This is a genomic window from Rhodococcus sp. IEGM 1241, from assembly GCF_033142365.1.
GTDB classification, from domain to species: domain Bacteria; phylum Actinomycetota; class Actinomycetes; order Mycobacteriales; family Mycobacteriaceae; genus Rhodococcus_F; species Rhodococcus_F erythropolis.
In genome coordinates, this window is record NZ_JAWLSE010000006.1 from 107199 (window position 1) to 129997 (window position 22799).

Here is a 22799-nt window from a genome sequence, read left to right on the forward strand (position 1 = left end):
TCAGCTCTTTTCGTTCTGTGCAGCGGGCCGGCGACGCGCAGCAAGCGCCATGCCCAGGCATTTTGCGGCGACAATTTCACGCATCACTTCGTTGGTACCACCACCGAAGGTGTTGTTCTGGGCGCGCCGACCCAGGTTCTCGACCCGCCCTTCCAGTACCGCTCCGGGTGTACCGGGGCGCAGTAAGCCCTTGGCACCCAGCACTTCCTGCAGCATGCCGTACGCACTGACGACGGCTTCGGTACCGAAGATCTTGGCCGCGGCCGAATCCCCGCCGCCCAAGGTGTTGGCGGCGACGTCCGCCACCAGTCGCAGGTTCATCAGGTCGGCGGCGCTGAGCAGCGCGTAGACTTCCGCCAATTTCTCACGTACCCAGCCGATGTCGTAGACGTGGCCGTCACCGGCGGGTTCTGTCTTTGCCCACTCGACCACCTCGGCGAAGAGCTCGTTGGCGATGCCACCGCGTGCTGCCAGGGCAACACGTTCGTGGTTGAGCTGGTTGGTGATGAGCTTCCACCCCTGATTGAGCTCACCGACGACATTGCTGATCGGCACCCGAACATCTTCGTAATAGGTTGCCGAAGTGCTGATTCCGCCCACGGTGTGAATTTCGGTGACCGAGAACCCCGGCGAATTGGTCGGTACCAGGACCACGGAAATGCCCTGATGCGTCGGCGCGTCAGGATCGGTGCGAACGGCAAGCCAGACCCAGTCGGCAAACACACCGGCGCTGGTGAAGATCTTGTTGCCGTTGATGACAAGCTCGTCGCCCTCGATGCGGGCGCGTGTTTCGAGTGCCGCGAGATCGGTGCCCGCATTGGGTTCGGTGTAGCCGATGGCAAAGATCAATTCACCCGCCAGGATCGGACGCAGGAAGAAGTCCTTCTGAGCTTGCGTCCCGTGCTTGATCAGAGCGGGTCCGACGGTGTTCAGCGTGACCAGTGACAGCGGCGCATTCGCGCGAATCACTTCGTCGTAGAACACATACAGAGCTTCGGGGTTCTCACCCCGACCGCCGAATTCCTCCGGCCACCCCAAGCCCAGCCAACCGTCTTTACCCATCCGGCGCAGGATACGATCGAAGACGGGGCCGCCTTCGGTCTGATCCACGAGAGCACGGCGGTCTTCGTCGTTGATGATCTCTGCGAAGTATGCGCGCAATTCCTTGCGCAGAGTCTTCGACTCCTCCGACAAATCCAAGTACATGGTGAAGCTCCTAAGATCTACGAACGCGGCAGGCCGAGTACGCGCTGCGCGATGACGTTGAGTTGGATTTCGACGGTTCCGCCGCCGAACAGAATCGAGGGAAGTCCGATGTGGTCTATCGCGTAATTCGCCGACGGGTCGACAACTGCGGCGCGCGGTCCGAGCAGTCGCAACAGGTCCCGCGAGCCCTCGCGCTGCGCCAGGGCGTTGTACACCTTCGACACGCTGATCTCGGCGCCCGGTTCCTGACCCGCCAGTCGCGCCGACACTCCGCGCAGATTCATCGCGGACAGTGCCAACTCACGAGAGATACTGCGGCCGAGGCCTTCCACTGCATCTTCGCGGGGGCAGTCGTGGCTCGCGTCGGCAATCACCTGACGGAACAGTCGACTCGAACCGTGGTGCAGCGTGCTGCCCATGCTCAAGCGTTCGTTGGACAGCGTTGTCGCAGCCAGTTTCCACCCTTGCCCCGGTTCGGCCACCAGGCAGTCGTCCGGGACGAAGACGTCGTCGAGGAATACCTCGTTGAATTCCGACTTGCCGGTGGCTTGCTTCAGCGGACGTACGTCGACGCCCTTCGAGGTCATGTCGACCAGGAAGTACGACAGCCCACGATGTTTCGGAGCGTCCGCGTCGGAACGCGCCAGGCATACTCCCCAATCTGCCTCGTGCGCACCCGAGTTCCACACTTTCTGACCTGACAGGACCCAGCCACCGTCGACCTTGCGCGCTTTCGTGCTCAGACCGGCCAGGTCTGATCCCGCGCCCGGCTCACTGAACAGCTGGCACCAGATGATGTCGGCGCGCAGCGAAGGCTCGACGAACCTGTCCTGCTGCTCGGCGTTGCCGTGTTCGAGAATCGTGGGCAGCACCCATTCCCCGATCACCGTGGACGGTTGAGCCCAACCTCGCATCGCGAATTCATGTGCGATGACGGCCTGTTCCCTCGGTCCCGCTCCCAGCCCGTACGGCGCCCGATAGTGCGGGGCAACCAGTTTGGCGTCGGCAAATCGGGCGCGTCGAGCGCTCCCCTTGGCCGGCGCCCAACTGGCGCTGGTGGTTCCGTCGTCAGGCAGCAGCGCAACCTCGTCCAGAACCCTCCGAACCTGCTCTCGTAACTCCGGCAGCATTTCCGGGTCGACAAAGGAGAAATCCCGTTCCGAATCGGCAGACCGGTCTCCCAACGTGTGTGCCCACTTCACCTCGGAACCCGCCACTGCCGCGATACTGATCGCCCGGCGCCAGTACAGGTGCGCGTCATGCTCCCAGGTGAATCCGATTCCGCCGAGCAAAGTTACACATTCGAGGGCGTTCTCGATGCCGACGGGCAAAGCGGCCAACGCAGCTTGAGCCGAGACAAGTTTCTGCTGATCCTCGTCGTGGTCTTCGGATCGAGCGGCGTCCCACGCTGCGGCACAGGCAATCTCGGAGCGGACCAGCATCATGGCCGCCTTGTGCTGAACTGCCTGGAAGCTTCCGACCGGACGGCCGAACTGCTGCCGGGACTTCACATAGTCGACTGCGGTCCGTAGCGCCCACCCGGCGATACCGCTCGCCTCCGCAGCCAACACCGTGTTGACGATCAGTTCGACTAGGTGCGCCTGGAGGCCGTCGACGATCAGCCCAGCCTCGACCTGGTGATCGGTCAACGTCAGTGTTCCGATCGACCGTGTCAGATCCACCCCGTCTTCGATCACCACCGCAGCGGAAGTCGACGGTTCGAGCCGGAACCACAACTCGCCGTCTTCGCTGTTCGCCCGCACGAGAACGACATCAGCTCCGGGCAGACCTAGAGCTGGGTCGGCAGAACCGCTCACTGTCCACCCAGCATCGCTGCGAGCCGCGCGCAATCTCGTTCCGGTACAGACTGCTCCGGTTGCACCGGTGGCCAATTCGGTCAGCATTGTTTCCGCAGCCGGGCCCGCAGCTGTTGCGAGAATCCCACTCGCGATGACCGTCGGAACGTACGGTCCCGGGTAGAGCGCATCACCCAATTGCTCGACTACCACTGCAAGTTCGGCAAGACCCGCCCCGTCACCGCCGTACTGCTCCGGCAGGTGCACTGCGTGCAGGCCCTGACGGACCAACCCATCCCACGAGTCCGGCCGATCACCGGCGGTGTACCGCTTGACGTTGCTCCGCGTATCGGCGATTCCACCGAAGCGGTTCGCGAATGCGGCTACCGCTTCCGCCAGGTCACGGTGATCTTCGAGCAGGGGTAGTGCCATGGCAGGTTCCTCAATCTTCGGTTCTTGTCAGATGCGTTCGAGAATCAGGCAGGTGGTTGCGGCGGACGCGCAGATCGCGATCAGTGCGATGTACTTGTCCCGGCGCTCCAATTCGTCGATGACATTGGCCAACAGTCTGATTCCGGTTGCACCGGCCGGGTGGCCCAGTGCGATTGCGCCGCCGTTGACGTTCAGCAATTCGGGATCGACGCCGTGAACCTGCGCGAACGACATCGGTACCGAAGCAAATGCCTCGTTGACCTCGAACAGATCGATGTCGTCGATTGTCAGCCCGGTGCGTCCGAGCACGATGTTTGCCGCGTCGACGGGACCGTCGAGCATGAACTCGGTGTCCCCGCCGATAACGCACTGCGCCAGAATCTTTGCCCGTGGCCGCACGCCGAGGGCCTTGGCTCGATCCTCTGACATCAGCAGAGCTGCACTCGCACCGTCCGAGACTTGCGAAGACGTTCCAGCGGTGTGCAATCCGCCCTCTTGAACGGTGCGCAGCTTCGCGAGCCCTTCGAGACTCGATTCGCGCAGACCCTGATCCCGATGAACCGGAACGTCAGAGCCCGGAGCGACCACATCGATGATGTGCGAGTCGAAGCGTCCTGCCTCCCACGCCGCCGCCGCCCGCTGCTGCGAGCGCAGCCCGAAGGCGTCGAGATCCTCGCGGCTGAAACCGCGTTTGACAGCAATCCGATCGGCCGCGGTGTACTGGTCGACGGTATCGAGTGACCACGACTCCGGACGCGGCGTTCCCAGGCCGGTACCCACCTTGTACGTCAACGGAGCTCGGGACATCAACTCGACACCGCACGCCACACCCACGTCGACTGCACCGATGGCAATCTGCCCGGCGATCAACTGCACCGATTGCTGCGCTGTGCCGCACTGCGCGTCGATCGTGGTGCAGCCCGCTTTCAACGGAAGGCCCGCATGCATCCAGGACGTACGCACGATGTTTCCGAACTGCTCACCGAGAGGCGTCACACATCCGCCGATGACCTGGTCGACCGCGTCAGGATCCACGCCAACCCGATCCAGCACGCCTCTCTGCGCATATCCCAACAGTTCCGCCGCGTGGACTCCGGACAGCCAACCCTCACGCTTGCCGAACGGCGTTCGTGCTGCGTCCACGATGACGGGCTTCATGCCAACTCCTCGGTTCGTAGTGCCGGGTTCTCCGGTAATGCTGCGCCGTCCAGACCGCGTACGGTCAGGGACCACTCGTCGATCAGGTCCAAGCTGACGCTCGAGCGCGCGGTGAACTCGGTGTCGCAATCACACAGCGCTGTGACCGCTTCCACCATTTCTTCCATAGATTCGACCTGATCCGGCCGGATAGTCTCACCGACCAGGACTTTGGCGCCCTCACTGAGCACCGCTGCCCGCGGTTGAACCGTGTTGACGCGAACCCCCTGGCCGTAGAGTTCCACGCCCATGCCGTTGCTCATCCTGTTGAGCGCTGCTTTGGAGGCGCCGTACACGGTCATGGCAGTTCCCGGTTCGACCCACGTGAACGGCGGGCCATGCCACGGTTTGACGGTGCCGCTCGACACGTTCACGATCCAGCCGTATCCGTTTGCCACCATCCCCGGCACCACGGCTTGCATCAGATCGAGCGGTGCATGGACATTTGCCTCGAACATCAAACGTCGTCGCCGCAGTGGGTAATCCGACAGCGGCTGATAGATCGCCGCTGCCGCGTTGTTCACCAGGATGTCGATCGTCCCGCCAAGCTTCTCGACCGCCAGCGGCACAACGGTGTCGCGCTGCTGCTCGTCCGTCAGATCTGCGACAACTATCTCGACTTTGGTTCCGTACTTGGCAATTCGAGCCGCAGTCTCTTCGAGACTGCCCGGCAGGGTTGCATGCGTGCCGAGCGTCCGAGCCACGAGGGCGACGTCGGCACCCTCAGCGGCCAGTCGCTCTGCGACGCCCGCACCGATTCCGCGACTGGAACCGGTGACAAGCGCTCGGCGGCCGTCAAAGCGCCTCGTCATGCTATTTGAACTTCGAGGCGAAGCGATTGATGCTCTCCGCAATCCGGGCAACTTCGTCTTCGCGCAGGCCGTGACTCATGCCGAGTGTCATTCCTCGGGCGAAAACCGCGTCGGCTTCCGGCAATCCTTCGGCCGGCTGACGGAACTCGATGTTGTTCATCATCGGGTGACGAGTGACGTTGCCGCTCCACACAGTTCGTGTGTCGATACCGTCGGCCTCGATGGCTTCCTGCAGGTCGCTGCGCGTGAAGGGGGCATTCTCGTTGATCATCACCGGGTAACACAGCCACGCCGTGTCGAGACCGTCGAGTTCTACCGGCGTCGTGAAGAATTCAGGATGGGCGCCGTATGCCGCCGTGAAGGCCGCAAACGTTGCCTTACGCGTCTTGTAGTTCTCTTCCAGCTTGTCGAGCTGCACGACGCCGTAGGCTGCGCCGAGTTCGGAGGGCTCGAAGTTCCATGACATGAGCTCGAAGATGAAGTCGTTGTCGTAGTCGACGCCGTCGAGTTCTTCACGGAAGACTCGGCCGGATTTGGTGCTACCGAACAGGTTCGGCTCGCTACGACGGCCCCAGCGGCGAAGCAGGAGCGCCTTGTCGCGGCTGGCTTCGTCGTCGACGCAAACCATTCCACCGGTTCCCGCGCACGTGATGATGTGTGCCATCGAGAAACTGGTGACGACGATGTCCGCCCGGGAGCCGGTGGGAGTGCCGCGGAGCGTGGCACCGATCGCGTCACACGAATCCTCGATCACTTTGAGTCCGTGACGATCTGCGATGTCACGAATGACGTCCCAGTCCGGGCAGTTGCCGGCGAGGTTCGGCATGAGGATGGCACCGGTTTTTTCGGTGACCATTGCCTCGATCTTGGTGACGTCGACGTTGAACGTGTTGGGTTCCACGTCCACGAACACCGGCACCAGACCGGCACGCACGATCGGTGCGATATCGGTGGAGAACGTCAACGGCGACGTGATGATCTCGCTTCCCGTAGGCAGTCCGAGCAGCTCGACTGCCAAGTACAAACCCGAGGATCCCGAGTTGCACATGACGCCGAACTTCTTGCCTGCCAAGGCCGCGATACGTTCTTCCATCTCGAAGACGTTCTTGCCGATGCGCAATCCTTGATGCCCGCTGCGCAAGACGTCGACAACCGCCTGTATTTCTTCCTCGCCGTGTGTAGCCCTGGCGTAGGTGATCCGCTCACTCATCTTGTTCCTGCTTTCTCGAATAGGCAGATTCAGCGATCTGCCGCGAGGACGAGCGCACTGTGCGGGACGGGAGAGCCGCCGGTCACGAGCACGTTGTCCAAAGTTTTGGTGGGTTGGTTGGTGGAGGTACCGCGGATCAGGCGAACACCTTCGGCAATACCGTTGACGCCGTGGATGTATCCCTCACCGAGTTGACCGCCGTGGGTGTTGATCGGCAGGCGACCGTCCAGCTCGAGATTGCCGTCGGCGATGAATTCTTTTGCCTCACCCCGACCGCAGAATCCGTACTCCTCGAGTTGAAGCAGAACCATCGGAGTGAAGGCGTCGTAGAGAATTGCGGCATCGATGTCGTCCGGGCCGATACCGGCCTGGTCCCATAGTTGGCGCGCCACGAGTTCGACTTCCGGCATGCTGTCGATGTCTTCGCGGTAGTAGCTGCTCATCGAAATCTGTTGTGGACCTACACCTTGCGCAGCACCGCTGATGATCGCAGGTTTGTGCGGCAGGTCGCGGGCGCGCTCCGCGCTGACGATGACCAGCGCCTGTCCACCGTCACTTTCCTGGCAGCAGTCGAGCAGACGGATGGGGTCGGCGATCATGCGCGAGTTCTGATGATCCTCGATAGTGATCGGGCGTTCGTAGAACCAGGCCTTCGGGTTGTTCGCGGCATGCTTGCGTGAGAGAACCGAGATCTGACCGAAGTCGGCGCTGGTTGCCCCGTACTTGTGCATGTAGAGCTTGGCGAGGAAGGCTTCCTGCTGCGCCGGGGTCAGAAGCCCGTACGGGTTGATCCAGTTCCGATACTCCTGGTCCGTCGACGCGTTGTACGCAAAGGGTGGTGGCCCGGCGCCGAATCGGTGACCTGATCTTTCGTTGAAGGCACGGTAGACGACCACAACGTCGGCGACACCACTGGCGACGGCAAGCGCGGCTTGTTGAACCGGTGCGCAGGCGCCGCCGCCGCCGTGTGGAATACGACTGAAGAACGTCAGTTCCGGGATCCCGAGAGCGCGTGCGACCGCAATCTCGGGATTGTTCTCCATGGTGAACAGTGCAAATCCGTTCACCTCTTCTGCCTCGATGTGAGCGTCGTCGAGCGCGGCGATCACGGATTCGCACGCCAACTGCCATTCACTGCGGCCGGAGTTCTTGGAGAACTCGGTGGCGCCGATCCCGGCGATGGCGGCTTGCCTCGAAAATCCTCGTGTCATGCGATTACCCTTTCCGCCGGTTCGAGAGTCACGTCGGCTGTCACGTGCGTTCCGCGAGCGTTCTTGCCGAGAACCGTCACGGTGAGCGCCCGGCCGTCGGAGTCGATCACCTTGCCGGTCAATGTCATGGTGTCTCCGGGAAAGTTCGGAACACCAAGCCGTAGTGATGTTTTGACGATTCGCGATCCCGGGCCTGACCAGTCGGTGATGTAGCGGTCGATGAGCCCGTTGGTGGTGTTGATGCTCATGAAGATGTCGGGAGTTCCGCGATCCTGCGCCTTGCCCGGATCGTGATGCACGTCCTCGAAATCCTGAGAAGCGATCGCCGTGGCGACGATGAGCGTTCGGTCCAACGGCAGTTCGAGGCTGGGAAGGGTCGAACCTACCTCGTAATCAGAAAGATTCGTCATTGCACCGATCCCCGTCGCCTCAGTTGCGGCAGCATCTCGCCGTGAGCGTGCTCGGAGAACGCCACTTCGAGTTCCATACCGAATTCGAGTTCCTCGTGATCGATGCCCGCGATGTCGGCAACCAGACGCGTGCCTTCTTCGAGATCGACGAGTCCGACGGCGAGCGGGTACTCGAAGGCAGGATCCTTCGGGTGATGAATGACCGTGAAGCTGTGCAACGTGCATCGCCGCGTGGATTCGACTGTGTCCCAACTGAACGAGCGGCATTCCGGGCAGGCGGGTGCGGGTGGGTGGCGCAGTGTCTTGCAATCCGCACACCGTTGGATTTCGAGGCGACCCTCTTTGGCCGCGGAGAAGAAGAAATCGTTGTCATCGGTGACGGTGAGTCTCGGCACCGCGGTGTTGCGGGAGCCAGTCTCGCTCATGCAATTACCTCCTGGGCTTCGGGCTTGGCATCTGTCTGGGCGTCTGGTTTGAATCTGAGCAATCGAAAGCGCTCTTCGACCAGCGTCTTTCCGTCCTGGTCCACGTACTTCTTGAACAGGGTGATGAAGCACCCGTGACCGAGAGCCGTCTGTTTGAACGGTGAGATCGCTTCGATGGTGAAATATGCGGTGACGTGGTCTCCGGGACTCAACTCCGCGAAATACTCCTGCTCGACGTTGGTCGCGACTACGGACGTGTAGCCGGCCTCGTCCAACAGCCCGAGTAGTCGTGAATAGGCGAAATCCTCGGAGGCTCCGTCGGCGCGAAGTTGTTGGACCTGCCGATAGCGGCGGTAGCCCGCCATCACCCAGGTCGAGATCATGGCGGGTGGGCAGACGACGTCTCGACGACCGGTGCTGCGAGCAGCTTCGGCGTCGACGTAGATCGAGTTGCGGTCGTCGTGTGCCTCGACCCAGTTGCGGATCATCGCCTCGTTGACGGCGTAGCGGGCGACGCGGGGTGGTTCGGCCTCTGCGCCGATGAAATTCGGAAACTGCGTCTGCAGGCTCTGCACTGAAATCCTCCGTGAACGAAAGTTGAGCAAGCGCTTGATTTTGAAGCTAGCATAGGAATCCGGAAGTGGAAACACTCGATCTCACCGACGAATTGGTTCGAGCCGGAGCTATCAGGCAGGATTGCGCTACGTTCGACGCCGGCAGCCCGGCACCCGCGAAACCCTGCCCTGAGCAGGACTGACAACCAGTGGAGATTTCAGTGGCATCACCAGATCGTCGGGAGAAGATCCTGGAGAGCTCAGCCGAGCTGTTCGCCAGGAAGGGTGTCGCCACCACGACCGTTCGCGAGATCGGCGACGCTGCTGGTGTGTTCTCGGGCAGCCTCTACCACTACTTCAAGTCGAAGAATGCGATAGTCGCCGAGCTCATGCGCGGCTTCATCACCGACATTCAACTCCGCTTCGATCAGGTGGAGAAGACGGCGAACGACCCCGAGGACGTCCTACGCGGCCTGATCCGCGAGACCCTGGTCGTCATCGAACTGCACCCGCACCCGACGGCGATCTACCAGAACGATCGGGCGTATCTACGCGACAACGATCTCCTGCAATCCGTCGACGGGCCTTCCCGCCAAGTCCGCGAGCACTGGATGAAAGCGATCGCCGAAGGCGTCGATCAGGGAATCTTCCGCAAAGACGTGGCCCCGGAGATTTTCTATCGATCGGTACGAGACACCCTGTGGTCGACCACGCATTGGCCGGACCGCCAGAAATACACCACCGAAGAGTTCGCGGATCTGATGATCACACTCTTCCTCTCGGGATTCAGGGTCGCCTGACGAGATCCGGCAGATCGATGTGTTTCGGGGTTCGCCCCTGCGGCAACAGGATCGACACTGCGAACACGACCACGGCGCAGCCCGCGCACACCAGGTATGCGACGGAGAATCCGGTCCACGACGTGGAATGTTCCGAACCGCTGATCACGAACGCGGCGAGGATCGTTGCCACCGTCGCGCTGCAGATCGTGCTTCCGGACGTCCGCAGAAGTGAGTTCACCCCGTTGGCTGCCGCCAGTCGCTGACGAGGCACGGCAACCAGAATCAGCAGCGAGAGCGTGCTGTAGACGATGGCGGTCCCGACTGCTGTGATACCCAGTGCTGCAACCACTCCCCACAGCGGCTTACCGGCAACGGCGTGAATCCCGTACCCGCCGGCGAGGAAGACGGCACCGGTCAACATCGCGGTCCGTGAACCGAAGCGGTCGGTGATCCGCACCGCAACCGGTGAGAACAGCACCATCGCGATACTCGCCGGAATCTGGCAGAGCGCTGCTGCGATGATCGACAGGCCGTACCCGGCGCCCGGCCCCTTCATCCCCTGCAGCAGTTGTGTAGTGATCAGTGTGTTCCCGAAAAATGCGAACCCGACCAGCAGAGCCGCCAGATGCGGGATCAACACCGCACGTTTCACGAGAGCGCGGACGTCGACCAGCGGATTGACGTTGCGCCGCTGTTGAATTACCCAGAGCGTGAACAGCACGGCCGACGCGGCCAGCATGGAGATCACCGCTCCGCTGGTCCATCCCCAACTCGACCCCTGAGTGATCGGCACGAGCAGAGCGATCATCGCGGCGCTCAGACCGACAGCCCCGACGCCGTCGAATCTTCCCGACGGATTCGGCTCGGACTCTCGAATGAACAGCACCGCAGCAAGAGTCACGGACAGCCCGATGGCGGTGGTTACCCAGAACAGGACGTGCCAGTTCGAATACTGCGCGATCATCGCAGAAAACGGTATGCCCAAAGCGGTTCCGACGCCGAGCGTCGAACTCATCATCGCCACTGCGCCATTGACCTTGTTGCGTGGCAATTCGTCACGCAGCATGGAGATTCCGATGGGGATGACCGCAGACCCGGCTCCCTGCAACGCTCTCGCGAAGATGAGGACAGCGATGTCCGACGACAGCGCACACAACATCGAGCCGAGAGTCATCATCGAGAAGGCAACCAGAAGCATCTTCTTCTTGCCGAACATGTCGGCGAGCCGACCGAAGATGGGAGTGACGACGGCGCCGACCAGCAGCGTTACCGTCACGAGCCAGGACACGGCCGTGCGTCCAGCGCCTGTGAAGTGCGGCAACTCCGGCAGCAGTGGAACGATGACCGTCTGCAGAACAGCCTGGAACACTGCGGCGGCGACAACGATGGGAAAGAGGAAGCGGGAGCGCGGCTGCGCGAGACTCGCGTCGGGGGTGGTGACTGCAGGCGTGCCCGGCGGACGGTCGAGCGTCGTCACCCCACACCGCCTGTTCCCACTAGGTAAATATCCGTTCACCTACATTAGGTGAACGGATATTTACCAAGCAAGAATTGTGATGCCGCTCACCCGTCGAGCAGTTTTTGGACAAGTGGTGCGTACAACGCAACCACTTCGTCCTGGGTGCCGGTGGCATGGCCGGCCATCATCCGTCGGCGCATGATCGCCACTCCAACCACCATCGACATCGCCAGTTCCGCGCGCAATCTCGCGTCGGGGCCAGACAGGCGAGCGGCGAGGGTGTCGATCATCTGCGTCGAATAGTTCTCGCGCAGCTTGCGGTTGCTCTCTTCACTGACGCCGCTCATGAACAACAAGCTCATGGACAGCGGCTTGTACGACTCCAACGGCTTGGTGAACAGCGAGACCATGCGCTCGCCGAGCGAGTCGTTCGGGGCGTCGAAGACCGTGACCGCTGCTGCCCGGAAGTCGACCAACTCGTCGTACAACTGCTCTTTGGAACCGAAGTACTTGATGATGAGAGGAGCGCTGACGCCTGCGTCTTCGGCGATGTCCTTGAGCGTGATTTCGCGGTACGGCCGAGTCGCGAATGCTTTCCCGGCCGACGCGATGATCTGCGCACGCGTCTGCTCGGACGTACGACGCACCTGCTGACCTTGCTCCGTGCCGCTCATCAAGCGTTCCGCGACAATTCACGACGGCCGGACAATGCCCGACCCAGCGTCAACTCGTCTGCGAATTCGAGATCGCCACCCATCGGAAGACCCGAAGCCAACCGAGACACCGTCAGCCCCGGAATGTCTCGCATCATGCGAACGAGATAGGTAGCTGTCGCCTCACCCTCCGTGTTGGGGTCGGTGGCGATGATGACCTCGGACACGTCGACGCCGTCCTCCTGATTTGCGATGCGAGCCAACAACTCCCGGATACGCAACTGGTCCGGCCCGATCCCCGAGAGCGGATTGAGCGCACCGCCGAGGACGTGATAGCGACCCTTGAACTCACGGGTGCGCTCGACAGCCTGGACGTCCTTCGGTTCCTCCACGACGCAGATCACCGTGCGATCGCGACGCGCGTCGGCGCAGATGCGGCACTTCTCCTGATCGGACACAGTTCCGCACACCGTGCAGAACTGAACGCCGTCACGGATGCGCTGCAATGCATTTTTCAAACGGTCGATCTCGGGAGGCTCCACGGAGAGCAGGTGAAAAGCGATGCGTTGAGCGCTCTTCGGCCCGACTCCGGGAAGCTTCCCGAGTTCGTCGATCAGATCCTGAACCGGACCTTCGTACACGCGTTCTCGTTTCTAGAAGCCGGGGAGACCGGGAAGGCCTCCGCCGAGTCCGCCGGCCAACGGGCCGAGCTTCTCAGCAGCGACTTCCTGTGCTTTGCGCGAAGCGTCCTCGATCGCGCCGATCACCAGATCCTGCAGCGTCTCGACGTCTTCGGGGTCGACGACCTTGGGATCGATCTGCAGACCGACAACCTCGCCGGTGCCCTTGACCGTGGCGACAACCAGTCCGCCACCGGCCTGACCGGTCACTTCGGCCTGAGCCATTTCCTGCTGCGCCGCCATCAATTGCTGCTGCATCTGCTGAGCCTGAGCCAACAGAGCAGACATGTCGGGTGCTCCACCTGGTTGCACGAGCGGTCCTTTCTACAGAGTTATCCCCACCAGCGTAGTCGGTGCGCGCTACCGTGAGCGGGTGCGCCGGAACCAGTCAGACACCGTAAAACCGTCAGGTAGGTCAAACATGGCATCACGTGTGTTCCGCTCCACTGCCTTGATCGCCGTGGTCGGGGCTGGGCTTCTGAGCGCTGCGTGCACGATTCCGACCGAGACTGCCGAGGCCACGACTTCGGTCGAGGTGTCTCCGCTGAGCACTGTCGCCGCTGACGTCCCCGCTGCGCTCACCGGCAAGGTCGTCTTCCTCGATCCCGGGCACAGCGGGGCGAACGACGACAGCATCAACACCCAGGTCCCCACGGGCCGCGGCGGCACCAAGAACTGCCAGACCACCGGCACCAACACCGATGCCGGGTTCCCCGAGCACACCTTCAACTGGGAAGTCGCGAGCCTGGTCAAGAGCGAGCTCGAAGGCCAAGGCGCAACTGTCGTCCTGAGTCGACCCGATGACGTCAGCGTCGGATCATGCGTCGACGCACGTGCCGAAGCCGCCAATTCCTCCGGCGCCGACGTAGTGGTGAGCATTCACGCGGACGGCGCAGCGGCCGGGGCCGAGGGCTTCCACGTCTGCTACTCCGCGCCCCCGCTGAATACGGTGCAGGCCGGCCCGTCCGTCGCCTTTGCCGAAACCATGCGCGACTCACTCGTCACCGCCGGGCTCACCCCGTCGACCTACATCGGTGACGACGGGTTGGCGCCACGCGCCGATCTGACGGGTCTCAATCTGTCGCAGCGGCCGTCGATTCTGGTCGAACTCGGCAACATGCGAAATGCCGACGAGGCAGCGCGCATGACGAGCCCGGACGGTCAGCAGGAGTACGCAACCGCCGTCACCAGCGGAGTCACCGCCTTCCTGACAACCCCCTGACCTCGCTACTGTGGAGAAATCCCGATTGTCCACAGGAAACTCGGCACCGTCCCGCTAGCCAGCTCACCTGGATACGGTTCTGCCATGGGGCCGATACTTCAGGTAGATTTCGCTGCTCTGCAGCAACTTTCAGCTGATCTGTCTCGAATTGCGGATCAGATCTCGGGGATCGATTCCGCCGGCCCGATTTTCGAAGCCGCGGCGGCCCTGACCTCGTCCGCTGTCGCGGCTGTGTCGACTGGGAATGCCGGAGTCATCGCCGACGCGTACCGGTACCTGGCTACGCAATTGGGACTCATGGCGTCGGGAACCGCTGCCGCAGCACGTCTGTACGACGCTGCCGAGGGCGAAGTGGTGTCCGAACTGCGCGGAACCTACTGATGCAGTCCACTATCTCTCAGCTTCGAACGTGGTCACCGGAGAAATTGCGCACGAGCGCTTCGGAACTGATCGACATCGACCGGCAGATCGAAGCTCTCGGCAATGACGCCGGACGCAGCATCGACGGCGTCCGCGAATTCTGGCAGGGACAAGCGTCGAGCGCGGCGGCAGTGCAGTGGTCTGGCATCTCGCTTTCCTCGTCGCGGCTGTCGATTGCTGTTCGCATAGTTGCGGATCTATATGGCAGAGCAGCCAATACGATCGGTGCAGCGCGAAAATCAGTTCTGGACCTGGTCGAGGAGGCGACTCTCGAACACGGCTTGACGGTGTCAGACAGTGGAGCTGTATCGGCGCCTGAGACGAAGCAGCCGTGGAATCTGGCCGACGTCATGCAAGATTCCGAAAACGCCACGGCTGCAGAGATTTTTCAGCAGAGGATCTCCACTGCATTGACGGCACTCGACGATGAAGAAAACCGGGCCGCGACTGCTCTGGGTGAGGCATTCCGGGAGATCGGATCACTCCTTGGCAATCAGACTGATCGCCTCAACCGCACTGTCGTCGACATCATCGATGGGAGGTCGACACTCCCCGGGACACCAACGGAGCTACACCGACTGTGGGAATCGCTCACTCCCAACGAGAAAGACGCGTTGGCGAGGTGGGATCCGTCCATCGGTAGCCGCGACGGCCTTCCCGCTCTAGACCGGGACTACTGCAACCGGCGGTACCTCTCTGCGCTCGAGCAGTTGCCGGATCGAACGGTAGCTGCCGGATACACGGCCGTGCGCGGCGAACTGCGACCGGACACGTTCCTTCTCTCGGTCACGGATGGGCACGCCGTAGTGGCAGTCGGTAATCCCGATGCCGCCGACAACGTCGCAACACTGGTTCCCGGAACCGGCTCCGGGCTGTCGGGCGTCGGCGGAGATCTGCAACGAACCAAGGCCATGTACGACTCGGCGGTGAGGGCGGCGCCAACGGAAGCCACATCAGTGATCCTGTGGTCCGGATACGACGCTCCCCCAGGCATTCCCGATGCAGCCTCGGATCAGCACGCCAACTCCGCGGCACCGAGGCTGGACAGCTTCCAGGACGGGTTACGAACCTCGCATGACGGTCAGCCGTCGCACAACGTGGTGATCGGTCATTCCTACGGCAGCACCGTCGTCGGTGCTGCGACTACCCGTGGCGCTTCTCTCGACGTCGACGAACTGGTTTTTGTCGCAAGCCCGGGCGTCGATGCCGAGCGCGTGAACGAACTGAGCCTGGACGGCGTCGACTCGGACGAGGTGGCGCGCCATGTTCATTCGACGACGGCCTTCTGGGATCCGGTCCAATTGATCCCCAAGATCCTCGGAGTCCACGGGTTCGACCCGTCGGATCCGGAATTCGGCGCGCAGATATTCGCCGGATCACCCGGGCAGCCTGGGTTCGGAGTTCACAGCGACTACTGGGAAAGCGGAAACCCCGCACTCACCGAATTGGGGCGGATCATTACCGGCCCATGAAAGAAGGCGCCGTACCGGTGAAGGTACGACGCCATCTCGGTGATGCAGGATCAGTTAGACGAGTTCGCGCTTGAGGTTGTCCAGGACCTGGGCCTGGATGCGCTGCAGACCCTTCGGGGCGAACGTGCGCTCGAAGAATCCGCCGATACCGGTGGCACCCTGCCACTGGGTGAGCGTCGTCACCGTCGTTCCGGTGCCGTTGGGGGCAACGGTCCAGGTGGTGACGAGGCTGGAGTTCGCGTCCTTCTCGGTGATGACGTTGCCGTCGACCGTAACGGTGGCCTTGACGTTGCGCGAGCGCTTTTCCGTCGCCTTCAGCGTCCACTGCGCGACGGTGCCGTCACCCTGGCCGCCTTCGACGACCTTGTAGTCGAGGTACTGCTCGGACAGGATCCGCGGGCGAACCGTCTCGTAGTCCGCGAGCGCCGCGAGCACCTTGTCGGGTGCTGCTGTGACGACTATCGAACTCATTGCATTGACCTGACCCATATGCCCTACGTCTCCTTGCTCGACCAACGCGGCTCGATACCGCGAATGACTACCCGAATCCGCACCTCGAACTGCGCAGATATTCCTTTCCATACTGCCTGCTGCGCCCGGGTATCTCGACCATCTACCCATTCCGTGTGAGCTGGTTCACCACTCGGAGCATTTACCGAGTTCGATTGCAACAACTCGATCAAATTCGGGCATTAATACCCCTCCGGATAGCTTGCACACGCAACTACCGATAGCGTCAGGGTGTGACTCTCTCGTTCAATGGGGTAGTTCAGAAGTTAGATCGAATCCGGACAAAGCAAGGCCCGGGTTCCGATGCTGCGCGTGAAATGGGGTTCGAGCAGCACAGAGAAGGCGTCGAACGCCTACTCGCGTCATACCGCGCCATTCCCGCCGATGCTTCTGTACGCCTGGCAAAGAAGACATCCAATCTGTTCCGCGCTCGCGCCAAGACGTCGGCCCCCGGCCTCGACGTCAGCGGTCTGGCAGGTGTCATCGCCGTCGATGCGCAGGCGCACACAGCCGACGTCGCTGGCATGTGCACCTACGAAGACCTCGTCGACGCGACGCTGCCCTACGGTCTGGCGCCACTGGTCGTACCTCAACTCAAGACCATCACCCTGGGCGGTGCGGTGACGGGCCTGGGCATCGAGTCCACCTCGTTCCGCAACGGCCTGCCACACGAGTCGGTGCTCGAAATCGACGTACTGACCGGGAGCGGCGAGATCATCACCGCAACGCCGGACGGCGAACACGCCGAACTGTTCTTCGGTTTCCCCAATTCCTACGGCACACTTGGCTATTCGACGCGATTGAAGATCGCACTCGAACCCGTCAAAAAGTACGTCGCCCTGCGTCACGTGCGCTTCGATTCGTTGAAGAAGCTCGAAGAAACGATGGATCGCATCGTCACCGAGCGCGAGTACGACGGGATCGCCGTCGACTATCTCGACGGGGTGGTCTTCACCGATTCCGAGAGCTACCTCACACTCGGCGTACAAACCGACGAGGAAGGCCCGGTCAGCGATTACACCGACCAGGACATCTTCTACCGGTCGATCCAGCATCCGTCACTCACACAGCCCAAGACGGATCGCTTGACCATTCGGGACTACCTGTGGCGCTGGGACACCGACTGGTTCTGGTGCTCACGGGCTTTCGGTGCACAGAACCCGAAAATTCGACGCTTCTGGCCCAAGCAGTACCTGCGCAGCAGCTTCTACTGGAAGCTGATCGCCCTCGACCACAAGTACGACATCGGAGATCGCCTCGAAAAGCGCAAGGGCAAGCCCCCGCGCGAACGCGTCGTCCAGGACGTCGAGGTACCCATCGAACGAACCGCGGACTTCGTCTCGTGGTTCCTCGAGGAAATTCCGATCGAACCACTGTGGTTGTGCCCGTTGCGTCTTCGTGAGCCCAGCCCGGCCGCTGCCTCAGCTTCTCGGCCGTGGCCCCTCTACCCCCTCGAACCCAAGCGCACCTACGTCAACATCGGCTTCTGGTCTTCGGTGCCGATCGTTCCCGGCGAGCGCGAGGGGGCAGCAAATCGACTGATCGAAGAAAAAGTCAGCGATTTCGACGGACACAAATCGCTCTACTCCGACTCCTACTACTCGAAGGAAGACTTCGAGGAGCTGTACTACGGCGGCGACCGGTACATCGGACTCAAGGAACGCTACGACCCGAAATCCCGTTTATTGGATCTATTCTCTAAGGCGGTGCAACGTAAATGACCACGTTCAAAGACTCCAAAAGCCAGGACAAGCTCTCTATTGCCGAGATTCTCGAGACGCTTTCCGACGGCATGCTGCCGCTTCGATTCACCGCGTACGACGGCAGCACCGCCGGCCCCGAAGACGCCGACTACGGACTGCACCTCAAGTCGACTCGCGGAACCACTTATCTCGCAACGGCGCCCGGCGATCTCGGCATGGCCCGCGCGTACGTCTCCGGTGATCTCGAAGCCGAGGGTGTTCACCCCGGTGATCCGTACGAGATCCTGCGCATCATGGGTGACGAACTCCACCTCAAGCGCCCGTCGGCACTGACACTCGCCAGCATCACCCGCTCACTGGGCTGGGATCTGTTGCGGCCCATCGCCCCGCCGCCCCAGGAACACCTTCCTCGCTGGCGTCGCGTCGCAGAAGGACTGCGTCACTCCAAGACTCGTGACGCCGAAGTCATCCATCACCATTACGACGTCTCCAACACCTTCTACGAGTACGTCCTCGGCCCGTCCATGACGTACACCTGTGCCGCCTACGACAATGCGGAACAGACGCTCGAAGAAGCCCAGGAGAACAAGTACCGCCTGGTGTTCGAGAAGCTCGGACTCCAGAAGGGTGATCGACTTCTCGACATCGGTTGCGGCTGGGGCTCGATGGTTCGCTACGCGGCCCGACGCGGCGTCAAGGTGATCGGCGTGACTCTCTCACGCGAGCAAGCGGATTGGGCACAGAAGGCCATCGAGGACGAGGGCCTCGCCGATCTCGCCCAGGTCCGTTTCTCCGACTACCGCGACGTGGCCGAAACCGGATTCGACGCAGTGTCCTCCATCGGCCTGACCGAGCACATCGGCGTCGGAAACTACCCGGCGTACTTCGAGTTCCTCAAGGGCAAGCTGCGTGAAGGTGGGCGTCTGCTCAACCACTGCATCACCCGTCCGGACAACCGAAGCAGTGCCAAGGCAGGCGGATTCATCGACCGGTACGTCTTCCCCGACGGGGAGCTCACCGGTTCGGGTCGCATCATCTCCGAGATCCAGAACGTCGGCCTCGAGGTGCGCCACGAGGAGAACCTGCGCGAGCACTACGCACTGACGCTCGCCGGATGGTGCCAGAACCTCGTCGACAACTGGGACGCCTGCGTCGCCGAGGTCGGCGAGGGAACCGCCCGCGTCTGGGGCCTGTACATGGCCGGCTCACGACTCGGGTTCGAGCGCAACGTCGTTCAGCTGCACCAGGTTCTGGCCGTCAAGCTCGGCCCCAAGGGTGAGGCGCATGTGCCGCTTCGCCCGTGGTGGAAGGCCTAGGGAGCTCCGCTCCCTGTGAGTGGTTAAGGAGTCTCTGCACTCCTTAACCACTCACAGGCCCCGCAGGGGTTCTCCCCTCTTCTCCCCCAACCTCCCCGCCGCAAGACCGTCTCCACCTCGTGCGCAACCTGGCACGGGGTCTTCATCACCTCGTCGAATCCGTAGACCAACCGCGGACGACCTGCCAGCTCTGCCGCGTTGTCACGACGGCGATCACGGAATGCCACTTCGGCCATGGAATGCGCCCACCGACCGTCGAGACGCACGATCAACGGCACACCCACTTCGCTGTAATCACAATCCTCGTACAGCGTGCGACCGTCGACGCGAACCGGTGATTGGCGTCTGGCCGCGGGCAACCCGTGTGCTTGCTCCACATCCACCGCATAGTGATATTCGAGAGTCGATTGCACCCCGTCGGCCAAAAGCTTCACCGCACTTTCGAGGGCCTTCCGGTATCTACGGGGTGAGCGCTCCTCCATGCGTCGGCGGACGTCCGTCAAGCGGATGCGGCCGTTGGTGACTGTGGTGATGAGGCTGACATAGGCCTCACGCGGAGTCGGTTCTGCGACGGCCAGATCGAGTGCTGTATCAGCCTTGCCGGTGCGCGGCATCTGCGCGTCGACGCCAATGTGACGATGAGCCCTCGAACGGTGGACCACAACGCCGGGATGGAGGACAGTGCCGATCAGGGGTGATGGATGTCGGTCGGCGCCGAGGCCACGAACGAAAGTGGCGGCCTGAGAGATCGCAGACTTCCCGTACGGAACGGTGATATGTACGGGTGCAGTGCCATCCGGCCGACGCATCGACCATTCCTCAGCGGCGGTGTGATGGCTGAGCATCGACGACCCGCCACCGTACAAGAGCGCGGCCTCGAGTACGGCATACCTGGTCAATGGGCCCGTGGTGACGGAGTAGACGCCGCGAAGAACAGTTTGCCAGCGTCCGACCTCAACTCGTTGTTTCACGCGAGAGCGAGGAAATCCGATGGTGTGAAGTTGAGTGTGAGTGACCAGTCCGTGCTGAGCATCGACGACGGTCTGCAATGCATCGATTTCTGTATGTGAAGGCATACGACGAGCCTGCAAATACATACAGAAGGATTTCGCCGAGAAAACCAATCTGTGGATAAAGCTGTGCGCGGTTAGGAAGTGTTGAGACTCCCTAACCGCGCACGGGGGCTATGCCCCTAGCGAAGCCGGCGGGGTGAACCGCGGGCCGTACTGCGCAGCGAGTTCCTTTGCGCGAGCGACGAAGCCGGCCGTGCCGCCCTCGTATCCGACGATGAACTGGTGAACGCCACCGGTCCAGGCCGGGAATCCAATGCCCATGATGGAGCCGATGTTGGCGTCCGCCGTGGTGATCAGGACGTTCTCGTCGAAGCACTTCTGCGTCTCGATCGCCTCGATGAACAGCATGCGGTCGATGAGGTCCTGGATCGGGGCGTCGGAGGTTCCGGAGTTGAAGTTCTCGCGGAGTCCGGACCACAGGCCGGTGCGCTTGCCCTCGGCGTAATCGTAGAAGCCGGCTCCACCGAGCTTGCCCTTACGATCGAACTTCTCGACGAGGGTGTTGATGACCTCGCCGGCCGGATCTGCCGGCAGTTCCTTGCCCTCGGCCTTGGCGGCGTCGGCAGATTCCTTGCGGATCTTCTGCATGAGGGTGAGGTTGAGCTCATCCGAAAGCTGAAGCGGCGCAGCCGGGTAACCGGCCTGCATACCGGCCTGCTCGATGGTGGCAGGCTCGACGCCCTCGGCGAGCATGCCGATGGCCTCGTTGATGAAGGTTCCGATGACACGCGAGGTGAAGAAGCCACGCGAGTCGTTGACCACGATCGGCGTCTTGCGGATCGCCTGGACGTAGTCGAACACGCGAGCCAGAGTCTCGTCGGAGGTCTTCTCACCGCGGATGATCTCCACCAGCGGCATCTTGTCGACGGGCGAGAAGAAGTGGATGCCGATGAAGTCTTCCTGACGCTTCACGCCGGTGGCGAGACCCGTGATGGGCAGCGTCGAAGTGTTCGAGCCCAGCAGCGCCTTGGGATCGACGATGTCCTCGATCTCCTGGAACACCTTGTGCTTGAGTTCCTGGCTCTCGAAGACCGCTTCGATGACGAAGTCGACGCCGGCGAAATCTGCCGGGTCAGCCGTCGGGGTGATCTTGGCGAGGAGTGCGTCGGACTTCTCCTGCGTGGTCTTGCCGCGCGAGAGTGCCTTGGCCTCAATGCCTTCGGCGTACGCCTTGCCCTTGTTGGCAGCCTCGATGCTGACGTCCTTGAGGACGACGTCGAAGCCGGCCTTCGCGGAGACGTACGCGATGCCCGCGCCCATCATGCCCGCGCCGAGGACGCCGACCTTCTTGATGGTGGACTTCTCGATGCCTGCCGGACGTGAACCGCCGCCGTTGATCGACTGCAGGTCGAAGAAGAACGCCTGAATCATGTTCTTCGCGACGCGGCCGGTCACCAGCGAGGTGAAGTAGCGAGCCTCGATGAGGAGCGCGTTGTCGATGTCGACCTGCGAGCCTTCGACGGCTGCGGCCATGATGGCGCGCGGAGCCGGCATCGGAGCACCCTTGAGCTGCTTACGCAGGTTCGCGGGGAACGCCGGAAGGTTGGCAGCGAATGCCGGCGTGGACGGGGTTCCGCCAGGGATCTTGTAGCCCTTGACATCCCACGGCTGAACGCCGCCTTCGGGGTTGGCCTTGATCCACGCCTTCGCAGCCGGAACCAGTTCATCCACCGAGCCGACGACCTCGTCGATGAGGCCGACTTCCTTGGCCTGAACGGGTCCACGCTGCTGCCCCTGGAGCAGGACGCCCATGAGCGCGTTCTGCAGACCGAGCATCCGCACGGTGCGCACGACGCCGCCGCCGCCGGGCAGCAGGCCGAGGGTGACCTCGGGCAGGCCGATCTTGACGCCCTTGACGTCTGCCGCGATGCGGTGGTGGGTCGCGAGAGCGATCTCGAGGCCGCCGCCGAGCGCCGCACCGTTGATGGCGGCTACTACCGGCTTGCCGAGAGTTTCGAGGCGACGCAGGTCTGCCTTGATCTCGACGCTGTGGTTGTAGATCTCCTCGGCCTGCTCGGGGCCGACCTTGATCATGTTCTTGAGGTCGCCACCGGCGAAGAAGGTCTTCTTGCCTGAGGTGATGACGGCACCGGTGATGGAGTCCTTCTCGGCGACCAGGCGGTCGACGGTGGCCTTCATCGACGCGATGTACGCGTCGTTCATGGTGTTTGCGCCCTGGTTGGGATCGTTGATGGTGAGCACGACGATGCCGTCGGCGTCCTGGTCCCAGTTGATGATGTTCTGATCAGTCACTTT

At 62.2% G+C, this 22799-nt stretch carries 22 protein-coding genes; 6 read left to right on the forward strand and 16 right to left on the reverse strand.

What is annotated here, in order from left to right:
• The 9 genes from R4P70_RS24640 to R4P70_RS24680 are packed head-to-tail and all read right to left on the reverse strand — an operon-like array spanning position 1 to position 9274.
• Positions 1–1206, reverse strand: a complete 1206-nt coding sequence (locus tag R4P70_RS24640) for an acyl-CoA dehydrogenase family protein (protein WP_020905915.1) — start codon at positions 1204–1206, stop codon at positions 1–3.
• 17 nt (positions 1207–1223) lie between these two features.
• Positions 1224–3434: an acyl-CoA dehydrogenase gene (locus tag R4P70_RS24645; protein WP_317832255.1), complete on the reverse strand. Its 2211-nt coding sequence runs from the start codon at positions 3432–3434 to the stop codon at positions 1224–1226.
• Between the two features lie 27 nt (positions 3435–3461).
• Positions 3462–4592 (reverse strand): steroid 3-ketoacyl-CoA thiolase, encoded by a 1131-nt coding sequence (locus R4P70_RS24650; protein WP_317832257.1) that lies wholly within the window; start codon positions 4590–4592, stop codon positions 3462–3464.
• Positions 4589–5443, reverse strand: coding sequence for an SDR family NAD(P)-dependent oxidoreductase (locus R4P70_RS24655; protein WP_317832259.1), 855 nt, complete (start codon positions 5441–5443; stop codon positions 4589–4591). Before R4P70_RS24655 ends, R4P70_RS24650 begins: the two co-directional genes overlap by 4 nt.
• Position 5444: 1 nt before the next feature.
• The gene (locus R4P70_RS24660; RefSeq protein ID WP_317832261.1) at positions 5445–6653 is read right to left on the reverse strand and encodes a DegT/DnrJ/EryC1/StrS aminotransferase family protein; all 1209 of its coding nucleotides are present in this window, start codon (positions 6651–6653) and stop codon (positions 5445–5447) included.
• 29 nt (positions 6654–6682) lie between these two features.
• Entirely contained in the window at positions 6683–7864 is a 1182-nt protein-coding gene (locus tag R4P70_RS24665; protein WP_317832263.1) for a lipid-transfer protein, read from the reverse strand.
• Positions 7861–8274 carry an acyl dehydratase gene (locus R4P70_RS24670; protein ID WP_172932493.1) on the reverse strand — a complete coding sequence of 138 codons (414 nt, stop codon included), beginning with the start codon at positions 8272–8274 and terminating at the stop codon, positions 7861–7863. Before R4P70_RS24670 ends, R4P70_RS24665 begins: the two co-directional genes overlap by 4 nt.
• A complete protein-coding gene (locus tag R4P70_RS24675) occupies positions 8271–8699 on the reverse strand; it encodes a Zn-ribbon domain-containing OB-fold protein (protein WP_007731532.1) in 429 nt (142 codons plus the stop codon). Before R4P70_RS24675 ends, R4P70_RS24670 begins: the two co-directional genes overlap by 4 nt.
• Positions 8696–9274: a MaoC family dehydratase N-terminal domain-containing protein gene (locus R4P70_RS24680; protein WP_317832267.1), complete on the reverse strand. Its 579-nt coding sequence runs from the start codon at positions 9272–9274 to the stop codon at positions 8696–8698. The genes R4P70_RS24675 and R4P70_RS24680 overlap by 4 nt, the downstream gene beginning before the upstream one ends.
• Positions 9275–9474: 200 nt before the next feature.
• Between R4P70_RS24680 and R4P70_RS24685 the strand changes: the two genes are divergently transcribed.
• The gene (locus R4P70_RS24685; protein ID WP_225320237.1) at positions 9475–10053 is read left to right on the forward strand and encodes a TetR/AcrR family transcriptional regulator; all 579 of its coding nucleotides are present in this window, start codon (positions 9475–9477) and stop codon (positions 10051–10053) included.
• Here the strand turns inward: R4P70_RS24685 and R4P70_RS24690 are convergent.
• The 4 genes from R4P70_RS24690 to R4P70_RS24705 all read right to left on the reverse strand — a co-directional run bounded on the left by R4P70_RS24690 (position 10040) and on the right by R4P70_RS24705 (position 13139).
• Positions 10040–11512: an MFS transporter gene (locus R4P70_RS24690; RefSeq protein ID WP_317832269.1), complete on the reverse strand. Its 1473-nt coding sequence runs from the start codon at positions 11510–11512 to the stop codon at positions 10040–10042. The genes R4P70_RS24685 and R4P70_RS24690 overlap by 14 nt on opposite strands.
• 86 nt (positions 11513–11598) lie before the next feature.
• On the reverse strand, positions 11599–12168 hold the full coding sequence (locus tag R4P70_RS24695) for a TetR/AcrR family transcriptional regulator (protein WP_007731538.1): 570 nt from the start codon (positions 12166–12168) through the stop codon (positions 11599–11601).
• Positions 12168–12788 (reverse strand): recombination mediator RecR, encoded by a 621-nt coding sequence (gene recR / locus R4P70_RS24700; protein WP_003943917.1) that lies wholly within the window; start codon positions 12786–12788, stop codon positions 12168–12170. The genes R4P70_RS24695 and recR overlap by 1 nt, the downstream gene beginning before the upstream one ends.
• Before the next feature lie 12 nt (positions 12789–12800).
• Positions 12801–13139, reverse strand: a complete 339-nt coding sequence (locus R4P70_RS24705) for a YbaB/EbfC family nucleoid-associated protein (protein ID WP_003943929.1) — start codon at positions 13137–13139, stop codon at positions 12801–12803.
• A 109-nt stretch (positions 13140–13248) separates the two neighbouring features.
• On the opposite strand from R4P70_RS24705, the gene R4P70_RS24710 reads away from it, so the two are divergent.
• The 3 genes from R4P70_RS24710 (at position 13249) to R4P70_RS24720 (ending at position 15941) form a co-directional block, all read left to right on the forward strand.
• Positions 13249–14049, forward strand: a complete 801-nt coding sequence (locus R4P70_RS24710) for an Rv3717 family N-acetylmuramoyl-L-alanine amidase (protein ID WP_047888073.1) — start codon at positions 13249–13251, stop codon at positions 14047–14049.
• An 84-nt stretch (positions 14050–14133) separates the two neighbouring features.
• Positions 14134–14430 (forward strand): hypothetical protein, encoded by a 297-nt coding sequence (locus R4P70_RS24715; RefSeq protein WP_097387981.1) that lies wholly within the window; start codon positions 14134–14136, stop codon positions 14428–14430.
• Positions 14430–15941: an alpha/beta hydrolase gene (locus R4P70_RS24720; RefSeq protein WP_317832273.1), complete on the forward strand. Its 1512-nt coding sequence runs from the start codon at positions 14430–14432 to the stop codon at positions 15939–15941. Before R4P70_RS24715 ends, R4P70_RS24720 begins: the two co-directional genes overlap by 1 nt.
• Positions 15942–15995: 54 nt before the next feature.
• Here the strand turns inward: R4P70_RS24720 and R4P70_RS24725 are convergent, their stop codons facing one another.
• A complete protein-coding gene (locus tag R4P70_RS24725; RefSeq protein ID WP_019746544.1) occupies positions 15996–16430 on the reverse strand; it encodes an SRPBCC family protein in 435 nt (144 codons plus the stop codon).
• A 338-nt stretch (positions 16431–16768) separates the two neighbouring features.
• Between R4P70_RS24725 and R4P70_RS24730 the strand changes: the two genes are divergently transcribed.
• Together R4P70_RS24730 and R4P70_RS24735 are read left to right on the forward strand one after the other, a co-directional pair.
• Positions 16769–18172, forward strand: a complete 1404-nt coding sequence (locus R4P70_RS24730) for an FAD-binding oxidoreductase (protein WP_019746543.1) — start codon at positions 16769–16771, stop codon at positions 18170–18172.
• Positions 18169–19470, forward strand: a complete 1302-nt coding sequence (locus R4P70_RS24735; RefSeq protein ID WP_003943932.1) for a class I SAM-dependent methyltransferase — start codon at positions 18169–18171, stop codon at positions 19468–19470. The genes R4P70_RS24730 and R4P70_RS24735 overlap by 4 nt, the downstream gene beginning before the upstream one ends.
• Before the next feature lie 23 nt (positions 19471–19493).
• Here the strand turns inward: R4P70_RS24735 and R4P70_RS24740 are convergent, their stop codons facing one another.
• The gene (locus R4P70_RS24740) at positions 19494–20546 is read right to left on the reverse strand and encodes a hypothetical protein (RefSeq protein ID WP_228117864.1); all 1053 of its coding nucleotides are present in this window, start codon (positions 20544–20546) and stop codon (positions 19494–19496) included.
• A 108-nt stretch (positions 20547–20654) separates the two neighbouring features.
• Positions 20655–22796, reverse strand: coding sequence for a 3-hydroxyacyl-CoA dehydrogenase NAD-binding domain-containing protein (locus R4P70_RS24745; RefSeq protein WP_020968211.1), 2142 nt, complete (start codon positions 22794–22796; stop codon positions 20655–20657).
• Positions 22797–22799: the final 3 nt, after the last annotated feature.